This is a genomic window from Kribbella sp. HUAS MG21, from assembly GCF_040254265.1.
GTDB lineage: Bacteria > Actinomycetota > Actinomycetes > Propionibacteriales > Kribbellaceae > Kribbella.
In genome coordinates this window covers 7,799,288-7,817,441 of sequence record NZ_CP158165.1, presented here as the reverse complement: position 1 = coordinate 7,817,441, position 18,154 = coordinate 7,799,288, and the positions used below count along the sequence as shown (strand labels likewise).

The following is an 18,154-nucleotide window of genomic DNA, read 5'->3' as shown; positions in this document are numbered from 1 at the left end:
GGGAAGGCGGTCTCACTCACCAGGCCGTTTCGGGCTCACTTTCGTCGAGTTCCTGGCGCCACAGGTCGGCGATCACCCTGTCGACACCGCGGGCGAGATGCCGCTTGTACGTGCTCAACGGCAGCCCGAGCAGCTCGGCGGCTCGTTCCTGCGTCGCAGCCGGGCGCACGTAGGTCCGGTCCAGGGCGCGGTACAGCTTGTGCTCGCGTTCGTTGGCGGCGAGCCGCTCGACGGTACGGCGTACCAGATCTGCGAGCTGACTCGCCGGGTCGCCCGCTTTCGCGAGTACGAGCGGCGACCGGGTCAGCGGGTTGCGGGCGAGGGCGTCCCGGTGGGGCAGGTCGCGCAGGGCCGCGCGGACGGCCTGCGCGAAGTCCGGTTCGGACAGCAGCAGCGGTTCCGCGGTGCGGCGGTCCGGCGGCCCCGGGTCGCCCGCGAGGTCACGCTCGAACATGACGCGCAGCCATCGGTCGAGCGGCAACCGGTGGAAGTCGCGCACGAACATCCCGTAGCGCCGGCCGCCGACCTCGAAGTCCGCGCCGACGGCTCGCGGAATCTCGAAGAACGTGAAGAACTCCTGCCGCCGCTCGGGCTCGTGGAACGCCAGGAGGCTCGCGGCCAGCCGTGGCGTCTCGAGCCAGTGCTGGATCGCGACCACCGGACCGAGATTGGTCGTCGGTGACGGGTCCTGGTACGCCTCGCGGTCCACGCAGAACCGCACCAGGGTCACGCGGTCGTCCGGCCGGCGGCGAAGATTCGACCGGGTGTAGCGCAGCGCCGCGGCCGCACCGGGATCGGCGGCGATGTCGGCCTCGGCGGCGAGGGTGAGGTCGATGGTCGCGATGACGCCGCGGATCCGGCCGTCGTGGTGCCGGACGACGAGGAATCCTTCGGGTTGGAGCTGCCACCAGTGCCGCGCGATCGCCGCCGACTCGGCGCCCTCCCAGCCGCGGATCAGCTCGACGAGCTCGGCGCCGTCCGCGGGCCGGGCGGACTCCGGGTAGTGCCGTCCGAACGAATCCCAGTCGGTCCACCCGCGGGATACCTGCTGGTGCCGATGCAGGTACTTCGCGTCGTACAGCGCGCGCTGCCGCCGCCGCCCGGTGGTGGTGCCGAGCAGACCGAGGATGTGCTCCTGGATCCTCCGGAAAATGGCGTCGTAAGCCTGTGGATCACGCCAGCGGAGGTCCGCGACGAGCACCTCGCGGGCCAGGTCGTGCGGCGCGAGCCCGTCCGGGCCGGGCTCGACGAACGAGAGCCCGCGCAGCCAGTCGAAGATCTCGTGCGCGTCGTCGACGCCGAGGACGTCCCGCAGCAGCGCCTCGTTGGTGGTCCTGGCGACCGCGCAGACCTCGAGTGCGGTCCGGCGGGGTCCTGTCGGGAGCACGTCCACGAAGCTGTGCAGGAGGGTGGCCACGACGTCCGGGGTGAGGGGGTCGTCCACCTCGCCGCCGGACGCGACCAGGTCCGCTAGCACCGCGAGTCCGAGTGGATGGCCGTGGCTGATCTCGACCGCGCGCACGTCGCGCTCGGGGTCCAGGCCCCGCGTCAGCAGATACGCGCCGCACTCGCCACGAGTGAGGTTGCGCAGCGGTACGACGCGCAGTACGTCCCGCCAGCCCGGATCCGCGCGCCAGGCCGCGTCGAGGGGCTCACGTCCGGCGAGGACGGTGACGACACCGAGCGGCAGGCGGGGGAGGAGCGTGGTACGGAACCAGTCGTCCAGGAGCTGCAGCTCCTCGTAGGTGTCGACCATCAGAACGGCCGGCTCTGGGACGACCCGCCGTACGTCGTCGACGGTCGCGGCGCCGAGGCACTCCAGTACGGCCTTGGGTGACGGCTCCAGTTCGCGCCCGTCGAGCCTGGTGACCGCGACACCGAGGTCGGCGGCGAGGTCGACGTACCTGAGCAGCAGGCTGGTCTTGCCGATGCCGCCCGGGCCGTGCACGGACAGCACCCGCGCGGGCCCGCTCAGCGCCTCGCGGAAGGCCTCCAGCTCGGCCGTCCGCCCGACGAACGCCTGCCGCCGCCGCTCGGACAGCACCGAACCGAACGTTCCAGCGGCGGGTTCCCCCTCGACCATGAGCTCACTCTAGGTTCATCGTGGTACGGCGGGAACACGGTCGAAGGGGGAGGCACCGATGAACGCACTGTGCTCGCTGTTGGGGATCGACGTACCGATCGTGCTGGCGCCGTTCGGGCCGTGGGAGGAGGTGGAGCTGGCGGCGGCGGTGTCGGAGGCGGGCGGCCTCGGCAGCCTTGGTACGGCGCTGCGCAGTACCGACGAGCTGCGCGACCAATGGCGCCGGATGCGCGAGCTGACCGACAGGCCCTTCGCCGTCAACCACACCGGGCGACCGCTGGTCCGGGAGGCGTTCGACGCCACGCTGGAAGCACGGCCGGCGGCGATCTCGTTCCACCTGGGCATCCCGGCCGACCTGATCGCCCGGGCCCACGATCACGGCATCGTCTGGATCCAGGCGGTGGGCGACGTCGACGCGGCCGAGATCGCGCTCGAGGCCGGCGCCGACGTGCTGATCGCGCAAGGCACCGAGGCCGGCGGGAACGCGGGCTGGGTGTCGACGCTGGTGCTTGTGCCCGCCGTCGTCGACCTGGCCGGCTCGACGCCGGTGGTGGCTGCCGGTGGGATCGCCGACGGCCGCGGTCTGGCGGCCGCCCTGGCCCTCGGGGCGCAGGGCGTGAGCCTGGGCACGCGGTTCCTTGCCAGCACCGAGATGACGATCGATCCGGAGTGGAAGGAGCGGATCGTCGGGGCCCATGCGCGGGACGCGGTGAAGGTCGCGCACGCCGATCGCGTGCTGCCGCCGTTCAACCTCCCGCAGGTCGGGGCGACGTTCGCGCCGCGGGTCCTCCGGACGCCGCTGACCGACCAGCTCGAGCAGGATCCGGAGAGCGTCGACCCGCGGGAGCTGGCGGCGCGGGTCCGCAGCGAGGTGCTCGCAGGCAAGGGCCATCAGCTGCTGCCCTTCACCGGGCAGTCGGCGGAGCTTGTCCACGACGTCGCACCCGCCGCGGAGCTGGTCTCGCGCTTGATGACCGAGTGCGCGGCGGCGTTGCACCGCGCCGGGAGGTCAGCCCTTCCGGCGGTTGAGGAAGGCGAGCATCGCTTCCTGCGCGGCGGGTGAGCCGAACAGCGAGGCGGACAGCTCGGCGAGGTCTTTGCCACGGGCATCGATGTCGGCGAGCAGTTCCCGGTTGAGGAGTTTCTTGGTCTCGCGGAGGCCCTGGGGGACGCCCTTGAGCAGGGATGTGACGAGGGTCTCGACGGCCGCGTCCAGGTCGGCGTCGGGGACTGTCAGCGTGAGCAGGCCGAGGCGCGCGGCCTCCAGGGCGTCGAAGCCGTTGCCGGTCAGGAACGTGTACGCCGCCGCGCGGTCCGTCAGCCGCGGCAGCACGGTCAGCGAGATCGTCGCCGCCGCCAGGCCCAGGCGTACCTCGGTCAGCGCGAACGTCGCGCTCTCGCCGGCGACGCTGAGGTCGGCCGCCGCCACGATGCCGATACCGCCGGCCCGCACCGGCCCGGCCACCCGCGCGACCACCGGCTTCGGGTTCGCGACGATCGCCCGCTGTACGTCGACCATCCGCTGCGCGCCGACGCCCATGCCGACCGTCGTCGCCTCCGACAGGTCGGCGCCCGAGCAGAACACGTCCAGCGCCGACCGCACCACGATCACCCGTACGGCGTCCTCCGCGCCCGCCGCCTCGAGCCTCTCCAGCAGTTCACCGGTCAGCTGTTGCGACAAGGCGTTCTTGTTGTGCGGCGAGTCCAGCGTGACGGTGGCCACGCCGTCGGCGACGTCCAGGTGCACGAGTTCGGTCATGCCCGCATCCAAACATCTCTAGGGCCCGGAAGGGGAGGACCTGGGGGTGAGTGGGTCCGCGTGCCGGTGCGTGATCTTCCACTCGTTGTCCTCGAGGCGGAAGATCATCGTCGCGCGCAGTTCGTGCGGTACCGGCGCGGGCTGGGTGACGTGCTGGACGGTGCAGCGCTCGATCGCGACCGTGTAGGCCGTATCCGTGCCGACATGCTTGTCGAGGTACTCGAACTCGACCGTGCCGCCGAGGTCGCGGAACTGCGACGCCGCCCACTCGTACCGCGGCCCGATCTCGGACCAGCCGACCTCCTGGCCGCCGAAGCCGCCGAAGATCGACGTGTGCTCGCTGCGCGACACCAGCGGCATCCACAACGACGGGTCACCGTTGACGAACGCGGTGTTGGCCTCCTCGAAGCGCCGCAGGAACGTGCCGAAATCCTCCATGCCCCCAGCCTCACCCGAGCACGGGGTCACTTGCCCGCGGCGTACTCCGGCGACAGCTCACGGGCGAGATGCTCGATGAACAGCCCGACGTCGGTGACGATCCCGCGGGCCTGCGACGAGCCGCGGTCCGCGAGCTTGGTCACCGTCGCCGGGTTGATGTCCACGCAGGTCAGCGGGATCGACGCCGGCAGGATGTTGCCGGTGGCAACCGAGTGCAGCATGGTCGCGGCCATCAGGCAGTACCCGACGCCGTCGAGCTCGGCGCGCATCGCCCGCTGGCCCTCGAGCACGTCGGTGTAGACGTCCGGCAGCGGGCCGTCGTCGCGCACCGAGCCGACCAGCACGAAGCGCTTCCCGTTCCGCACCAGGGCGTGCATCACGCCGGACGTCAGCACGCCCTGCTCGACGGCCGCCGCGATCGAGCCCGCCTTGCGGATCGTGTTGATCGCGCGGATGTGGTGCTCGTGCCCGTGCTCGACACCGCGCCCGCGGGACAGGTCCACGCCGAGCGACGTCCCGTACAGCGACGACTCGATGTCGTGCGTCGCGAGCGCGTTGCCGGCGAACAGTACGTCGACGTACCCGGCCTCGACGATCGCGACCATGGCCGGCGCGGCGCCGGTGTGCACGATGCCGGGGCCGCCGACCCACAGCACCTTCTGGCCGTTCGCCTTCGCCTCGCGCATGCCGTCGGCGACCTGCTTGACCAGCACGCGCTGCGGCTTCTCCGACGACACGTCCGACTCCATGAACCCGAAGCCCTCTTCGGTGTTCACGGCGATCGGGGGAGTGACCCGGACGCCCTGCGCGCTGGTGATGATCTTCATCCCCGCGCGTACGTCGGACATCGGAATGGTCCGTACGACGTCGCCTTCGACGAGCAGGCCGCAGTCCATCTCCGGGTTCTGCACCGAGACCCAGCGGCCGCCGAGCCGGACGCTCGTCGGCAGGTTCGTGGTCGAGTAGAAGCCGTCCGGGAACACGCCGTCCTGGGTCACCTCGGTGATCTCCGGCGTACCGGGGTCGACCAGGTTCGCGCCCTTGGTCTGGATCCGCATCAGCAGCCGCTGCAGCGACTCCTCGTCCTCCGCGCCGACCGTCATCCGCACCGTGGACGGGTCGTCCTTGTCGTACCCGAGGTCGAACTTGTCGAGCGTGTACTCGCCGCCGTACCCGCGGATGTCGTCGAGGACCCGGGACAGCAACCCGGAGTCCATCAGGTGACCGGTGATCTCGACGGTCTCGGTGACCTGCACGGGTACCTCCCCAAAGCTCGTACGGACGTGTCGGATTGTCCGACGATCCGCACTCTAACTCAGACGACCGCCCCGTCGTCGCCGCCGTCGCCGGGCGGCAGCCGGTCCTTCATCCGGAACACCAGCGTCAGGAACCCGCCGATGAAGCCGACCACCGCGAGCGTCGTGATCCGGCCGGTGCCGAAGTCCAGGACGGCGGCCGCGATCAGCAGCAGCGGGCCGCCGATCAGGCCGAGCCATGCCAGCCGGCTGATCCAGTCCAGCCGCGGTCCGCGCGGCGGCTCCGGCGGGACGAAGTGGTCGTGCGGGTCGTCAGCCTTCCGGACCGGCCGCTCTTCTTCCCTGTCGTCCCCCGTGTCCTCGGCCTTCTCCTCGACCGAGAGGCCGGACGGTACGTCGATCAGCGGCTCGTACTTCTCGTCCACGTCCTCGCTCACCGGCCAGCGCGGGACCGGGTCGCCGCCGTCGTGCCCGGGCGCGGACGGCTTGCTGAACTGCTCGACCAGCGACTGCCACTCCGCGTCCTCGGTACTGCGGTCGATCACCGGGCGGGCGCGCTCGACGGCCTCGGCGTCGACGAAGATCTCGTCGTGCCCGGCCGGGATCCGCACCGGTTCCTCGGCCTCCTCGGGCGTGCGGGCCTCGCTCTGGTTCTCGCAGTACGCCGCGATGCCGGCCGCCGCGAGCGCCTCCAGCACCGGGCCGGCGACCAGCGGGTCGATGCCCCCGAGCGACGTGTACGACGTCGCGGTCAGTCCGTTGTCACGCATCCTGCCGGCCGATCACGAGTCCGCTCAGCCGGCTGATGAACGCTGTCGAGTCAGCGAAGATCCGCGGTGCGTCGTTGTCCAGGGTTGCCACGTGATAGCTGTCCTCGAGCAGGGTCTCGGTCACGTCGCGGGACGAGATCGAGGACAGCACCGTCCGCCCCGAGCTCGGCTCCACCACATGATCGACAGTACTGCGGAACAGCAGCACCGGCTGTGTGACCTTCGCCAGATCCGCCCGGGTGAGCTTCCACAGCTGCGACAGCGAGTGCAGCGCCCGCAGCGGCATCCGGTCGTAGGCGCCCTCGTCGACACCCGGCTTCTTGATGTCGTTCGAGATGCCGGGGAACGACGGCACCAGCCGGGACAGCACCGGCAGCAGCGCGAGCCGCTTGTCGTCGGTCTGCACCGACGGGTTGATCAGGACCAGACCGGAAATGTCGGTGCCGTGCTCCTCGGCGAGCCGCAGGACCAGGCAGCCGCCCATCGACAGCCCGACCGTGAACACCTGGTCGTGCTCCTTCCGCAGCCGCTCCAGTTCGTTGTCCAGGACGGCGTACCAGTCCTGCCAGCCGGTCCGGTTCAGCTCCGGCCAGCGGGTCCCGTGACCGGGCAGCCGCGGCACCGCGACGCCGTACCCCTGGGCGGCCAGGTGCTCGGCGAACGGCCGCATCGACCGCGGCGAGCCGGTGAACCCATGGCTCAGCAGGACGCCGACGGCGGCGTTCTCCCCGGTGCCGGGACTGCGAAACTCCTCCGCGTGGGCTTGCACTGGCACGCTCGACTCCTCGCCGCTCACGGTCCTCACGACGCGCCGCACGAAACTGGCCCCGGAGGCGCGTGACAATCGTCGCATCTGGGCTGCGCCCAGTCTGCATCCAGTCTGCATCCAGGTGACAACACGGTGAGCAACACCCACATTCCTGGCGGTGACATTGCCTGAGGGGGAAGCTGGAACGTAGTCTCCGCACCGGAACGGTCGGCGCGCCGCAGTCGTCGCGAGACCGCCACCGGCGGGCACTGGTGCCGGACGAGGGTACGGCCGACGATGGTCTGGTGAGTGTTGTCGGGTGAGTGTGTGTCGGGCGAACGACGGAGGTCGAGGCGGATGCTGTACCTGTTCCTCAGACGGTTCTTGGTCGCACCACTGATCAAACTGCTGTTCCGCCCCAAGGTGACCGGGCTGGAGCACGTGCCGACCGACGGTCCGGCGCTGCTGGTCAGCAACCACCTGGCGTTCTGCGACTCGATCTTCCTGCCGGTCTCGGTGCCGCGGCAGATCGTCTTCCCGGCGAAGTCGGAGTACTTCACGGGTCCCGGCCTGAAGGGCAAGCTGGTCGCCACGTTCTTCCGGTCGGTCGGCCAGATCCCGATCGACCGCTCCGGCGGCCGCGCCTCGCTGGCCGCGCTGAACACCGGCCTGGGGATCCTCGAGAAGGGCGGCCTGTTCGGGATCTACCCCGAGGGCACCCGCTCTCCCGACGGCCGGCTCTACAAGGGCAAGACCGGCGTCGCCCGGATGGCGATCGTGGCCGGCGTGCCGGTGATCCCGGTGGCGATGATCGACACCGAGAAGCTGCAGCCGCCGGGCACCGTCTGGCCGAACTTCTTCTACCGCGAGAAGGGCCGGCTGCTGCCGCGCCTGGTCCGCCCGGGCGTCGCGTTCGGCAAGCCGCTGGACTTCTCCCGCTACGAGGGCATGGAGCGGGACCGCTTCGTGCTCCGCTCGGTCACCGACGAGATCATGTACGCGCTGATGGAGCTGTCCGGCCAGGAGTACGTCGACATCTACGCCGACAAGGCCAAGGAACTGATCAAGGCCGGCGAATCGGTCGACGAGCACGTCCGGCTCGGCGACACGAAGGCCAGCTGACCGCTCCACCGGTCACCACGGGTGAGGATGGTCGCCATGGACAGCGACCTGAACGTGCTCGGTGAGCCGCTGGAGGAGTGCGGGACCGACCCGGTCACCGGGTTCTACCGCGACGGCTGCTGCACGAGCGGGCCGGAGGACCTCGGCAGCCACACCGTCTGCGCGGTGATGACGGCCGAGTTCCTGGCGCACCAGGCCTCGGTCGGGAACGACCTGGTCACACCGCGTCCGGAGTACAGCTTCGCCGGGCTGCGGCCGGGGGACCGCTGGTGTGTGGTGGCCGCCCGCTGGCTGCAGGCGTACCACGACGGCGCGGCCGCCCCCGTCGTACTGGCGTCCACGCACGCGCGGGCGCTGGAGACGATCCCGTTGGCCGTACTGCGGGAGCACGCGGTCGACGTACCGCCGGATCCGGGGTCGTTGACCTGAGACGGTCACCGTCGGTTCGGGCGGTTCGCCTAGAGTTGGCTCCATGCAATTCGCGACGTTGACGACGGGGCAGGTGCCTGGGGTGCCGACGCTGGACGAGCTGCGGGCTCTGAAGCCGCTGCAGCAGCCCGAGTGGCCGGACCAGGGTGCGCTCGACCAGGTGATCGCCGAGCTCCGGACGCTGCCGCCGCTGGTGTTCGCCGGCGAGTGCGACGACCTGACGACGAAGATCGGCGCGGTCGCGCGCGGTGAGGCGTTCATCCTCCAGGGCGGCGACTGCGCGGAGACGTTCGCGGGCGTGACCGCGGAGAACATCCGGGCCAAGCTGCGGGTGCTGCTGCAGATGTCGGTCGTCCTGCAGTACGCAGCGAGCGTGCCGGTGGTGAAGATCGGCCGGATCGCCGGGCAGTACGCGAAGCCGCGCTCGTCCGGTGAGGAGACCCGGGACGGCGTGACGCTGCCGTCGTACCGCGGTGACGCAGTCAACGGCTTCGACTTCACGCCCGAGGCCCGGATCCCGGACCCGAACCGCCTGCGCGGCGTCTACAACGCGGCGGCCGCGACGCTGAACCTGACCCGCGCGTTCACCACCGGCGGGTACGCCGACCTGCACCAGGTGCACGCCTGGAACACCGACTTCGTGAAGTCGTCGCCGGTCGGGCAGCGGTACGAGCAGCTGGCGACGGAGATCGAGCGCGCGCTCGCCTTCATGCGGGCCTGCGGCGCGACCTCGGACGAGTTCCGGACCGTCGACTTCTACGCCTCGCACGAGGCGCTGATCCTCGAGTACGAGCACGCGATGACCCGGATCGACTCCCGCACCGAGCTGCCGTACGACGTGTCCGGCCACCTGCTCTGGGTGGGGGAGCGGACCCGGCAGCTGGACGGCGCGCACCTCGAGTTCCTCGCCTCGCTGTCGAACCCGCTCGGCGTGAAGATCGGCCCGACCACGACCCCGGAGTACATCCGGGCCCTGATCGACAAGCTGAACCCGAAGGGCGTCGAGGGGCGGCTCACGTTCATCACCCGGATGGGCGCGGGCAAGATCCGGTCGGCGCTGCCGCCGCTGCTGGAGGCGGTCCGCGACCACGGCTCACCGGTCGCGTGGGTGTGCGACCCGATGCACGGGAACACCTACGAGACGCCGAACGGGTACAAGACCCGCAACTTCGACGACGTGATGGACGAGGTCCAGGGCTTCTTCGACGCGCACGAGCAGGTCGGCACCTGGCCGGGCGGCGTGCACATGGAGCTCACCGGCGACGACGTCACCGAGTGCCTCGGCGGCGGTGAGGAACTGGTCGCGGAGGACCTCGTGAACCGGTACGAGACCGCCTGCGACCCGCGGCTGAACCGGCACCAGTCGCTCGAGCTGGCGTTCCTGGTCGCCGAGCGGCTGCGGGGCGCGCAGGGATGACGATCGACCTGCGGTCGGACACCGTCACGCGTCCGTCGGCGGAGATGCTGGCCGCGATGACGTCGGCCCCGGTGGGCGACGACGTGTACGGCGAGGACCCGACCGTCAACGCGCTGGAGGAGCGGGTCGCGGAGCTGCTCGGGCACGAGGCCGGGCTGTTCACGGTCACGGGTTCGCTCGCGAACTTGCTCGGCGTGCGTTCCTTGGTGCCGCCAGGCGGTGAGGTGCTGTGTGAGGCGAGCGCGCACATCGTCCGCGCCGAGCTCGGGTCGCACGCCGCTGTCGCGGGCGTCACGACGCGGACCTGGACCGGACCGTCGGGGCAGATCGACCTCGAGCAGATCCGGGCGCTGATCGCGCCGGACCTCGGTCCGTACTTCGTCGTCACGTCGGCGGTGTCTGTCGAGAACACGCACAACTTCGGCGGCGGTTCGATCCAGCACGAGTACGACGCCCTCGCGGACGAGCTGGACGCGCGCGGGCTGCCGCTGCACCTCGACGGGGCGCGGCTGTGGAACGCGGCGGTCGCGACCGGGCGGAGCGCCGCGTCGTACGCATCGAGGGCCGCCGCTGCGAGCGTGTGCCTGTCCAAGGGGCTCGGCGCGCCGGTCGGCTCGGTGCTGGTCGGGTCGGCGGAGCTGATCCGCGAGGCTCGGGTCTGGCGGAAGCGCCTGGGCGCCGGGTGGCGGCAGGCCGGCGTACTGGCCGCGGCCGGGTTGTACGCCGTGGAGCACAACGTCGAGCGCCTCGCCGAGGACCACGCGAACGCTCGTGCGATCGCGTCGGTGCTCGCGGATGCGGCGCCGGGTTCGGTGAAGCCTGACCAGGTCGAGACGAACATCGTCGTCGCGGATCTCGCCGCTACCGGGAAGTCGGTCGGTGAGGTGGTCGAGGCGGCCCGGGCGGCCGGGGTTCTCGTCGGCGGTGTCGGGGCGACCCAGCTGCGGATCGTGACGCACCTGGATGCTTCGGCGGCGGACTGCCGGAGCGCGGCGGAGACGCTGGCCCGGATTCTCGCCGGCTGACTGCTTGCGCGGGCCCGCGGCCGGGCGAGATAGGGTGCAACCGTTCGGGTCACAGCGTTCGGGGAGAGCCGTGCGAGAGATCGTCGTGTTCAGCGGAAGTGCCCACACCGAGTTGGCGGAGCAGATCTGTGATGATCTCGGCGTACCGCTGTCTCCGGTCGAGATCCATCGTTTCAGCAACGACTGCCTGCAGGTGCAACTCCAGGCGAACTGCCGGCAACGAGACGTGTACATCGTGCAACCGCTGGTGCCGCCGACGCAGGAACACCTGATGGAGCTGCTGCTGATGATCGACGCCGCCCGCGGCGCCTCGGCTCAGCAGATCACCGCCGTCATCCCGCACTACGCGTACGCGCGCTCGGACAAGAAGGACGCGTCGCGCATCTCGATCGGCGGGCGGCTCGTCGCCGACATGCTGACCACAGCCGGCGCCAACCGGGTGCTGACCATGGCGCTGCATGCGCCGCAGGTCCACGGTTTCTTCTCGGTACCGGTCGACCACCTGACCGCGATCGGCGTACTCGCCGACCACTTCCGCGGCCGCGATCTGTCCGACACCGTCGTCGTCAGCCCCGACCTCGGCAACGCGAAGACCGCGACCCAGTTCGCGCGGCTCCTCGGCGTACCGGTCGCGGCCGGCAGCAAGCAGCGGATGGCCGACGACCGCGTCGTCATCGACGCCATCGTCGGCGACGTCGCCGGCAAGCGCGCGATCGTCCTCGACGACGAGATCGCCACCGGCGGCTCCATCATCGAAATCCTCGACCGCCTCAAGGACCGCGGCTGCACCTCCGCCGCCGTCGTCTGCACCCACGGCCTGTACGCCGGCCCCGCCGTCGAGCGGTTGCGCTCCCACCCCTCCATCACCGAAGTCATCAGCACCGACACCGTCCCCCGCCCCGCCGGCTTCCCCGAACTCCAGGTCACGTCGGTAGCCGGGTTGTTCGCCGAAGCCATCAAACGAATCCACGGCGGCGAATCCGTCAGCAGCCTCTTCGACGGCGTAGACCCCACCCACGCCCCACCCCAACCCAAACTCCCGTTCTAACTGGTTGTTGGCGGGGTAGTCCGCCCACGCGTGCTGCGCGGGGCGCTTCCTTCGTCGCTCCGCTCCTCAGCGCACCCGCTCCGCGCGCTCCCACCCACCCCCGGGCTTAGCGCCCGGTCTTCAGCTGCCGTCTGCCGCCGGCGTGGTGCGTGCTTGCGCCCGCGTGCATGCTTGCTGCGGGTCGCACGGGACTACCAGTTGCATGCCTGGGAGCTAGCGGACTGTGGTCGCGCGTGTCGGGGGAGATGCGTCGACCGGTATCGGTCTGCGCTTGAGCTGTCTCGTCACCGAGCCGTCCCAGCCGGGTTATCGTCAGGTCATGGCTGGGTGGGCGAGCTTGCGGGTGGAGCTGCGGCGGTTGGAGGAGGAGGCGCCGGGGGCGCTTGTTGTCTGGCCGGGACCGGAAAGCGAGCGGCGCGAGGACAAGCCGGCCAGCGTCCAACTCGCGGCTTGGGCGACTGGTATCGCGGGTGAGCTGCACGCGACGTACGGGGATTTCGTGCAACTGCAGGTCGGGGCGATGTCCTTTCCGGACAAGCAGTTGTTGGTGCGGGACTTGCGCGGCGAGCGCGGTGAAGTTGTCGGGCTCCACGTGGCTGCTGCAGGTCCGTTGTCGGTCCGCAGCGGTCGAAGCTCGCACAGCGACGTACTCGTGACCAATCGGACCGCACACCAGCAGGTCCTGGTCAGCAGCCGCCGACTCTCCTCCGCGGTGACCGATGCCTCCGGCAAGGTAGTCGGTCTGTACGTCGGCCCGATCAACGCCGTACGCGTCGAGTTCCCGATCGAACCTCATGCCACCCGCTCGGTGCCCGTCCTGATCGGCACAGCCTCTGTGGTCCCCAGCTTGGGGTACGCCGTACCACCGGGCACCTGGGGTCTCGCGATCGAGCTGCGAACCGCCAACGCCTGGACGCGATCCGCACCGCTGGAACTCACCGTCACGCCGTGACTGCCGACGTCGAGTCCGGCTAGGTTGTGCGCCGTGACTCAAGCACCCGAGCGGTTCACGATCGTCCCGGACGACTATCACGTGCCGTACGCCGGCACCGCCGAGGACGGTCGGAAATTCTTCCTCAGCGACGAGCTGTTCACCTTCAATTCGGCGTACGTCGGACTCTTCCTGTGGAAGCCCGACGGAACCTTCGACGAGGTGCGGGTCGACGAGGCCGGCCGCGCGCAGGGCGTACCTCCGGGTCAGGCGGCGTCGGCCGGGGAGGACGAGCTCGTCGCCTCCCGGCTGGCAGAGCTCGGCAAATACGTGCTGGAGCCGATCGAGGTGGCGCCGTTCTCCGTCGAGATCGACGGCGTGACCTTCGGCTGGGTAGGCGAGGACTACGAGGGCACCTACTCGATCCACATCGAACCCGGCAACTTCATCGCGTACTACGAACCGTGGGACGGCCTCGAATACGACACATAGCCCGACGTACGCCGACGTACGCAGCCGTGGTGCGCCGGTCGCCAAACGTCCGCCTCGAGCGGTCGGGCTACAGACCGCCAACGGATGGATCCGTTCTGCGCCCGCCGTCGCAGTGTCGAACAGATGTTCGGTCCCGCAAGACGGAAGTCGGGGCTACGATCAGATCGTGGCCGCCGAGCCGGGTATGGGGGCGGGCGCCGTGTTGGCCACTGCCGTCGCGGCGTTCGAGGAGGGGCGGATCCAGCAGGGGCTGGACAACCTCTCTGCTGTGCTGCGCGGATTCACCCAGGCGGGCGACGTCCGCGGGGCGGCGCTGGCTTGTGCGCGCCTCGGCTGGGCGTTCGAGACCTTCGTCGGGAACCGCACCGCCGCCCGGGTCTGGTTCGCCCGCGCCGCGCGCATGCTCCAGGACGAGCCGGCGTGCGTCGAGCAGGGCTGGATCGCGCTCGCGGGCGTGGGCTGCGACGTGGACAACCCGGCGGAACTGAAGGCCCGGGCGGAACTCGCGCTGGACCGGGCCCGCCGCTTCGGTGACGTCGACCTCGAAGCGAAGGCGCTGGCCGACGGAGGGCTGGCTTGTGTGCAGGCGGGCGATGTTGCCGGAGGCATGCAACAACTGGAGGAAGCGATCGCGCTCTGGTGCGGCCCTGCCACCGACCGCGACGCGGCGAGCATGGGCGTCTGCTCCTTTTTCACCGCCTGCTACTACGCGGCCGATTTCGATCGGGCGTGCCACTGGGTCGGCGAGCTGCGCCGCGTCGGCCTGATCGGCGTGACGCCCGCTACGCAGATCTTCCTCAGCAGCCACTGCGACGCCGTACAGGCGACCGCCCTGATCGAAGTCGGGCACTGGAGCGAGGCCGAGGCGCTGCTGATCAAGGCGGTGGCCGAGTTCGAGTCCTGCATGCCGATCCCGAGCTGGCATCCCGCGATCGCCCTCGCCGACCTCCGGATCAGGCAGGGGCGGTTGGCCGAGGCCGAGGGCCTGCTGCTCGGCAAGGACGGGCACCTCCAGGCGCTGCTTCCGACCGTCCGGCTGCACCTCGCCCAGGGGAATGTGGACCTGGCACGCGCCACTGCCTCGCGGGGCCTGCGGATGGTGGGCGACGACCTGCTGCGCGGGACCGAGTTGCTCGCCTGCCTCACCGAGGCCGAGCTGGCCGCGGGCCGGGTGGAGGAAGCCCAGGAGGCGTGCCGGCGAATGACAGAGCGCGCCCGCGGCGTCAACCTGCCCCGTCTCCGCGCCGAGGCGGGTCGCATGCAGGCCCGGATCCTGGCGGCGACGGGCGACCTCGCCGCGGCGATCACCACGCTCGAACAGGCCGCGGACGCCGTACCCGAAGGCCTCCCGGTACTGCGGGTCGCGATGATCCTCGAGCTCACCCGCCTGCACGAGCAGGCCGGCAACCGAGCCGCGGCGACCGTGGAGGCAGCCCGAGCTGCGAGCATCGTGGCCGGACTCGACTTCGGCGTGCCGGCCGACGACCAGGCGCTGCTGCAGCGATTTGCCCGCGGCCCGAGGGCGAGGACTGTGACCGCCGAGCTGGTCCACGACGGTGACGGATGGATCGTCCGTAGCGACGGTTTGCGGATCAGGCTGCAGGCGACCAAGGGGCTGCGGTACCTGGCCGAACTCGTGGCCGCCCCCGGTGTCGAACGGCACGTCCTCGACCTGGTCGACCGAGTGGAGGGCGTGGACCCCGACGGCCCCGACAGGCACCGGCTGGGCGACGCAGGCGAGGTACTGGACGCCACCGCCCGCAGGGCTTACCGGCAACGCGTCGAGCAGGTCCGGTACGAGATCGAGGACGCGCTGGCGACCTGCGACGACGACCGTGCAGCGGTGCTGCAGAAGGAATGCGACGAGCTGGTGACGCAGCTCGCGGCCGCCTTCGGGCTGTCCGGGCGAAGTCGTCCGGCTAGCTCGACCACGGAACGGGCCCGGCTCAACGTCACCCGGTCGCTGCGTACGGCGATCACCCGCATCCGGTCGGACCTTCCCGAGGGTGGTGAGGTGCTCGACCGGCGCGTCCGTACCGGCCTCTACTGCGTCTTCGAGCCCGAGTGCGACGACCCGGTGACCTGGGTCGTTCAGTCCGGACTGAACAACTCCGCGCGGACCTGAACGCCTTCAGGGCAGGAACAACCTGTCCCGGAGGTGGACCATGGACCAGACCTATAACCCGGCTCCCGATGTGCACGTGCTGCCGTCAACTCTGCCGCTTGGGCCGGAGGGCGTGCTGACCGTGAACGCTTTCCTGCTGACGGCACAGGAGCCGCTGCTCGTCGACACCGGCCTCGCGCAGGCGGGCGCCGACTTCCTCGACGCGGTCGACGACCTGGTTGGCCTCGGCAACCTGAAGTGGCTGTGGCTGACGCACGACGACGCCGACCACACGGGCGCCGTACAGCGGATCCTGGAGGCGGCTCCGCAGGCGCGGCTGGTCACGCACGCGCTCTCGGCGCTACGGATGTCGACGTGGTGGCCGGTGCCGCTGGACCGCGTGCACGCGATACGCCCCGGCGACCGGTTGCACGTCGGTGACCGCACAGTGCGTGCTGTCGCACCGCCGCTGTACGACAACCCGATGTCGATCGGGCTGCTCGACGAGTCCACCGGCAGCTTGTTCAGCGTCGACTCGTTCGGCGCCGTACTGCCGGCCCCGACGCAGGACCTCACGCAGGTGCCGTACGAGGCCCTTGCCGGCGGCATGCTGGCGTGGTCGGTGATGGACTCGCCGTGGTCCACGCTGCTCGATAAGGCGAAGTTCGCCGAGGTCCTGGACGGCGTACGCCGCCTGCAACCGACCCAGATCTTCTCCTCCCACCTCCCGGCCGCGGCCGGCGCGTCACTCCCCGGCTTCCTCGACGTACTGTCCGGCGCACCGGACGCCACCCCACTACCCGCACCCAGCCACGCCGAGTTCACCGCCATGATCGACGCAATGCAGGCTGCAATGGAGGCCGAAGCAGCACCCGCCTGACAGCGGGCAAAGGCACCCACAGCACCGCGGGCGAAACGCCCCGGCCGGCTGATTCGGCGCGCGGAGGCCAGAGGTCGGCCATAGGATCTTTGGTATGGCGGATACCGTGCGGATGGGTGTGGTCGGGGCGGGGAGTATTTCGGTTCGGGGGATTCTGCCGCATTTGAGTCAGGCGGATCTGGTGGGGCGGGTGGCGCTCGCGGCCGTGTGCGATCCGGTGCCGGGGCGGGCGGAGGCCGCGGCCGCGAAGTTCGGGGTGGGGCGGGCGTTCACGGAGTACGAGGAACTGCTCGCCCGTGGAGACGTCGACGCGGTGACGATCGCTTCGCCGATCGGGTTGCACTACGAGCAGGGGAAGCTCGCGTTGCAGGCCGGGAAGCACGTGCACTTCAACAAGACGATGACGCTGACCGTCGCCGAGGCGACCGAGCTGATCGAACTCGCCGCCGACAACGACCTGCGGATCGTCGCGTCGCCGGGGGAGATGCTGCGGCCGCACCACGTGCGGACGCGGGAGCTGATCGCCGAGGGCGCGATCGGGACCTTGTCGTGGGTGAGTTGCGGTGCGGCGTTCGGCACGTACCACGAGAACGAGTCCGTGCGCGGCGGGAACGACGTACTGACGAACATCGACCCGTCCTGGTACTTCCGCAAGCCGGGCGGCGGCCCGGTCTACGACATGACGGTGTACGCGCTGCACACCGTCACCGGCATCCTCGGCCCGGCGCGTCGGGTGACCGCGATGTCCGGCGTCCGCGTGCCGGTCCGCACCAGCGGCGGCGCCGACGTACGCACCGACGCCGACGACAACACCGTCATCCTGATCGACTTCGGCGACAACCTGTACTGCGTCGCGACGGGTACGGCGGCCGGTGGGATGCGCGGCGGCTTCAGCGGGACCTACTACGGTACGGCGGGAACGATCGACGGCCTGCTCCTGAACGGCGAACCGTTCGACTTCCCCGACCGCAACCCCGAGGAACTCTCGCCGCGCGGCCCCGGCAACCAGGCCCTGCTGCCGCACGTGACCGGCGTACATCGGGAGATCGAGGAGCAGCACGTGTACGAGGACGTGATGCAACTCGTCGACTGGGTCCGCGAAGGCAAGCCCTCCATCGTCACGGCGGAACACGCGCGCCACGTCATCGACATCATCGAATCCGCCTACCGAGCCGCCACCACCGGCCAGACCCAGGACCTCACCACAACGTTCTGACTCACCAAGCCCGCTGCCCGTCTCGAACCCCCTGCAACCAGGCAGCCAGCCCTTCCAGATCCCCGACATGCTCCTTCCCGACCGAAATCCGCGGACCCTTCCGCTCGGTGCCGGAGGCAACGGTCACGACATCGAACCACTCGAGATCAGCCCGCACCGGCCGCCGCGGATCAGCCGACCGCCGCCGGACCGAGCCCGGTCCCTCGACGACCCGAATCTCGTCCCAACCAAGGCGCTCCCGCCCGAGCGACACCCCGAGCGCATCCACAACCAGGACGGGCTGGCCGCGGAGAAGCATGCGTGCCTGCGGCCAGATCGTCGCAATGAAGGTCGGTGCCGTGACCACACAGAACAGCGGAAACCACAACCAGTCCTTGCGACCCAGCAGGGCCAACACGATCACGATCAGGTAGTTCACCAGTAAGAACGTGGGACA

The 18,154-nt window shown here is 70.3% G+C and carries 18 protein-coding genes; 11 read left to right on the top strand and 7 right to left on the bottom strand.

Translation table 11 applies throughout. The features are described 5' to 3' along the window. Positions 1-16: 16 nt before the first annotated feature. Positions 17-2,083: a hypothetical protein gene (locus ABN611_RS37700; RefSeq protein WP_350277088.1), complete on the bottom strand. Its 2,067-nt coding sequence runs from the start codon at positions 2,081-2,083 to the stop codon at positions 17-19. A 58-nt stretch (positions 2,084-2,141) separates the two neighbouring features. On the opposite strand from ABN611_RS37700, the gene ABN611_RS37695 reads away from it, so the two are divergent. Further along, positions 2,142-3,146: a nitronate monooxygenase gene (locus ABN611_RS37695; protein ID WP_350277087.1), complete on the top strand. Its 1,005-nt coding sequence runs from the start codon at positions 2,142-2,144 to the stop codon at positions 3,144-3,146. Here the strand turns inward: ABN611_RS37695 and ABN611_RS37690 are convergent. The 5 genes from ABN611_RS37690 to ABN611_RS37670 are packed head-to-tail and all read right to left on the bottom strand — an operon-like array spanning position 3,093 to position 7,081. Next, entirely contained in the window at positions 3,093-3,842 is a 750-nt protein-coding gene (locus ABN611_RS37690; RefSeq protein ID WP_350277086.1) for an enoyl-CoA hydratase-related protein, read from the bottom strand. The genes ABN611_RS37695 and ABN611_RS37690 overlap by 54 nt on opposite strands. 18 nt (positions 3,843-3,860) lie before the next feature. Then, complete coding sequence (locus ABN611_RS37685; protein WP_350277085.1) at positions 3,861-4,280, bottom strand: nuclear transport factor 2 family protein; 420 nt, start codon at positions 4,278-4,280, stop codon at positions 3,861-3,863. 26 nt (positions 4,281-4,306) lie between these two features. After that, the gene (locus ABN611_RS37680) at positions 4,307-5,536 is read right to left on the bottom strand and encodes a TIGR00300 family protein (protein WP_350277084.1); all 1,230 of its coding nucleotides are present in this window, start codon (positions 5,534-5,536) and stop codon (positions 4,307-4,309) included. Between the two features lie 59 nt (positions 5,537-5,595). Further along, complete coding sequence (locus ABN611_RS37675; RefSeq protein WP_350277083.1) at positions 5,596-6,306, bottom strand: hypothetical protein; 711 nt, start codon at positions 6,304-6,306, stop codon at positions 5,596-5,598. Continuing rightward, on the bottom strand, positions 6,299-7,081 hold the full coding sequence (locus ABN611_RS37670) for an alpha/beta fold hydrolase (protein WP_350277082.1): 783 nt from the start codon (positions 7,079-7,081) through the stop codon (positions 6,299-6,301). Before ABN611_RS37670 ends, ABN611_RS37675 begins: the two co-directional genes overlap by 8 nt. Before the next feature lie 330 nt (positions 7,082-7,411). On the opposite strand from ABN611_RS37670, the gene ABN611_RS37665 reads away from it, so the two are divergent. The 10 genes from ABN611_RS37665 (at position 7,412) to ABN611_RS37620 (ending at position 17,718) form a co-directional block, all read left to right on the top strand. After that, positions 7,412-8,176, top strand: a complete 765-nt coding sequence (locus ABN611_RS37665; RefSeq protein ID WP_350277081.1) for a lysophospholipid acyltransferase family protein — start codon at positions 7,412-7,414, stop codon at positions 8,174-8,176. 36 nt (positions 8,177-8,212) lie between these two features. Further along, on the top strand, positions 8,213-8,605 hold the full coding sequence (locus ABN611_RS37660) for a DUF2237 domain-containing protein (protein ID WP_350277080.1): 393 nt from the start codon (positions 8,213-8,215) through the stop codon (positions 8,603-8,605). A 43-nt stretch (positions 8,606-8,648) separates the two neighbouring features. Further along, the gene (locus ABN611_RS37655) at positions 8,649-10,022 is read left to right on the top strand and encodes a class II 3-deoxy-7-phosphoheptulonate synthase (protein ID WP_350277079.1); all 1,374 of its coding nucleotides are present in this window, start codon (positions 8,649-8,651) and stop codon (positions 10,020-10,022) included. Then, positions 10,019-11,047, top strand: coding sequence for a GntG family PLP-dependent aldolase (locus tag ABN611_RS37650; RefSeq protein ID WP_350277078.1), 1,029 nt, complete (start codon positions 10,019-10,021; stop codon positions 11,045-11,047). Before ABN611_RS37655 ends, ABN611_RS37650 begins: the two co-directional genes overlap by 4 nt. Before the next feature lie 70 nt (positions 11,048-11,117). Then, on the top strand, positions 11,118-12,095 hold the full coding sequence (locus tag ABN611_RS37645; RefSeq protein WP_350277077.1) for a ribose-phosphate pyrophosphokinase: 978 nt from the start codon (positions 11,118-11,120) through the stop codon (positions 12,093-12,095). 319 nt (positions 12,096-12,414) lie between these two features. Further along, positions 12,415-13,047 carry a hypothetical protein gene (locus ABN611_RS37640; RefSeq protein WP_350277076.1) on the top strand — a complete coding sequence of 211 codons (633 nt, stop codon included), beginning with the start codon at positions 12,415-12,417 and terminating at the stop codon, positions 13,045-13,047. A 33-nt stretch (positions 13,048-13,080) separates the two neighbouring features. Further along, positions 13,081-13,518: a hypothetical protein gene (locus ABN611_RS37635; RefSeq protein WP_350277075.1), complete on the top strand. Its 438-nt coding sequence runs from the start codon at positions 13,081-13,083 to the stop codon at positions 13,516-13,518. A 166-nt stretch (positions 13,519-13,684) separates the two neighbouring features. Continuing rightward, on the top strand, positions 13,685-15,643 hold the full coding sequence (locus ABN611_RS37630) for a hypothetical protein (protein WP_350277074.1): 1,959 nt from the start codon (positions 13,685-13,687) through the stop codon (positions 15,641-15,643). A 40-nt stretch (positions 15,644-15,683) separates the two neighbouring features. Further along, positions 15,684-16,502, top strand: coding sequence for an MBL fold metallo-hydrolase (locus tag ABN611_RS37625; RefSeq protein WP_350277073.1), 819 nt, complete (start codon positions 15,684-15,686; stop codon positions 16,500-16,502). Positions 16,503-16,596: 94 nt separating this feature from the next. Continuing rightward, positions 16,597-17,718, top strand: coding sequence for a Gfo/Idh/MocA family oxidoreductase (locus tag ABN611_RS37620; protein WP_350277072.1), 1,122 nt, complete (start codon positions 16,597-16,599; stop codon positions 17,716-17,718). Between the two features lies 1 nt (position 17,719). On the opposite strand, the gene ABN611_RS37615 is transcribed toward ABN611_RS37620, so the two are convergent. After that, positions 17,720-18,136 (bottom strand): hypothetical protein, encoded by a 417-nt coding sequence (locus ABN611_RS37615; RefSeq protein WP_350277071.1) that lies wholly within the window; start codon positions 18,134-18,136, stop codon positions 17,720-17,722. Positions 18,137-18,154 lie beyond the last annotated feature (18 nt).

Excerpts from the sequence above, each read along its gene's own strand:
- ABN611_RS37700 (WP_350277088.1), bottom strand. The coding sequence starts at position 2,083 with ATGGTCGAGGGGGAACCCGCCGCTGGAACGTTCGGTTCGGTGCTGTCC.
- ABN611_RS37695 (WP_350277087.1), top strand. The coding sequence starts at position 2,142 with ATGAACGCACTGTGCTCGCTGTTGGGGATCGACGTACCGATCGTGCTG.
- ABN611_RS37625 (WP_350277073.1), top strand. The coding sequence starts at position 15,684 with ATGGACCAGACCTATAACCCGGCTCCCGATGTGCACGTGCTGCCGTCA.
- ABN611_RS37640 (WP_350277076.1), top strand. The coding sequence starts at position 12,415 with ATGGCTGGGTGGGCGAGCTTGCGGGTGGAGCTGCGGCGGTTGGAGGAG.
- ABN611_RS37675 (WP_350277083.1), bottom strand. The coding sequence starts at position 6,306 with ATGCGTGACAACGGACTGACCGCGACGTCGTACACGTCGCTCGGGGGC.
- ABN611_RS37655 (WP_350277079.1), top strand. The coding sequence starts at position 8,649 with ATGCAATTCGCGACGTTGACGACGGGGCAGGTGCCTGGGGTGCCGACG.
- ABN611_RS37665 (WP_350277081.1), top strand. The coding sequence starts at position 7,412 with ATGCTGTACCTGTTCCTCAGACGGTTCTTGGTCGCACCACTGATCAAA.
- ABN611_RS37685 (WP_350277085.1), bottom strand. The coding sequence starts at position 4,280 with ATGGAGGATTTCGGCACGTTCCTGCGGCGCTTCGAGGAGGCCAACACC.
- ABN611_RS37690 (WP_350277086.1), bottom strand. The coding sequence starts at position 3,842 with ATGACCGAACTCGTGCACCTGGACGTCGCCGACGGCGTGGCCACCGTC.
- ABN611_RS37650 (WP_350277078.1), top strand. The coding sequence starts at position 10,019 with ATGACGATCGACCTGCGGTCGGACACCGTCACGCGTCCGTCGGCGGAG.
- ABN611_RS37620 (WP_350277072.1), top strand. The coding sequence starts at position 16,597 with ATGGCGGATACCGTGCGGATGGGTGTGGTCGGGGCGGGGAGTATTTCG.
- ABN611_RS37660 (WP_350277080.1), top strand. The coding sequence starts at position 8,213 with ATGGACAGCGACCTGAACGTGCTCGGTGAGCCGCTGGAGGAGTGCGGG.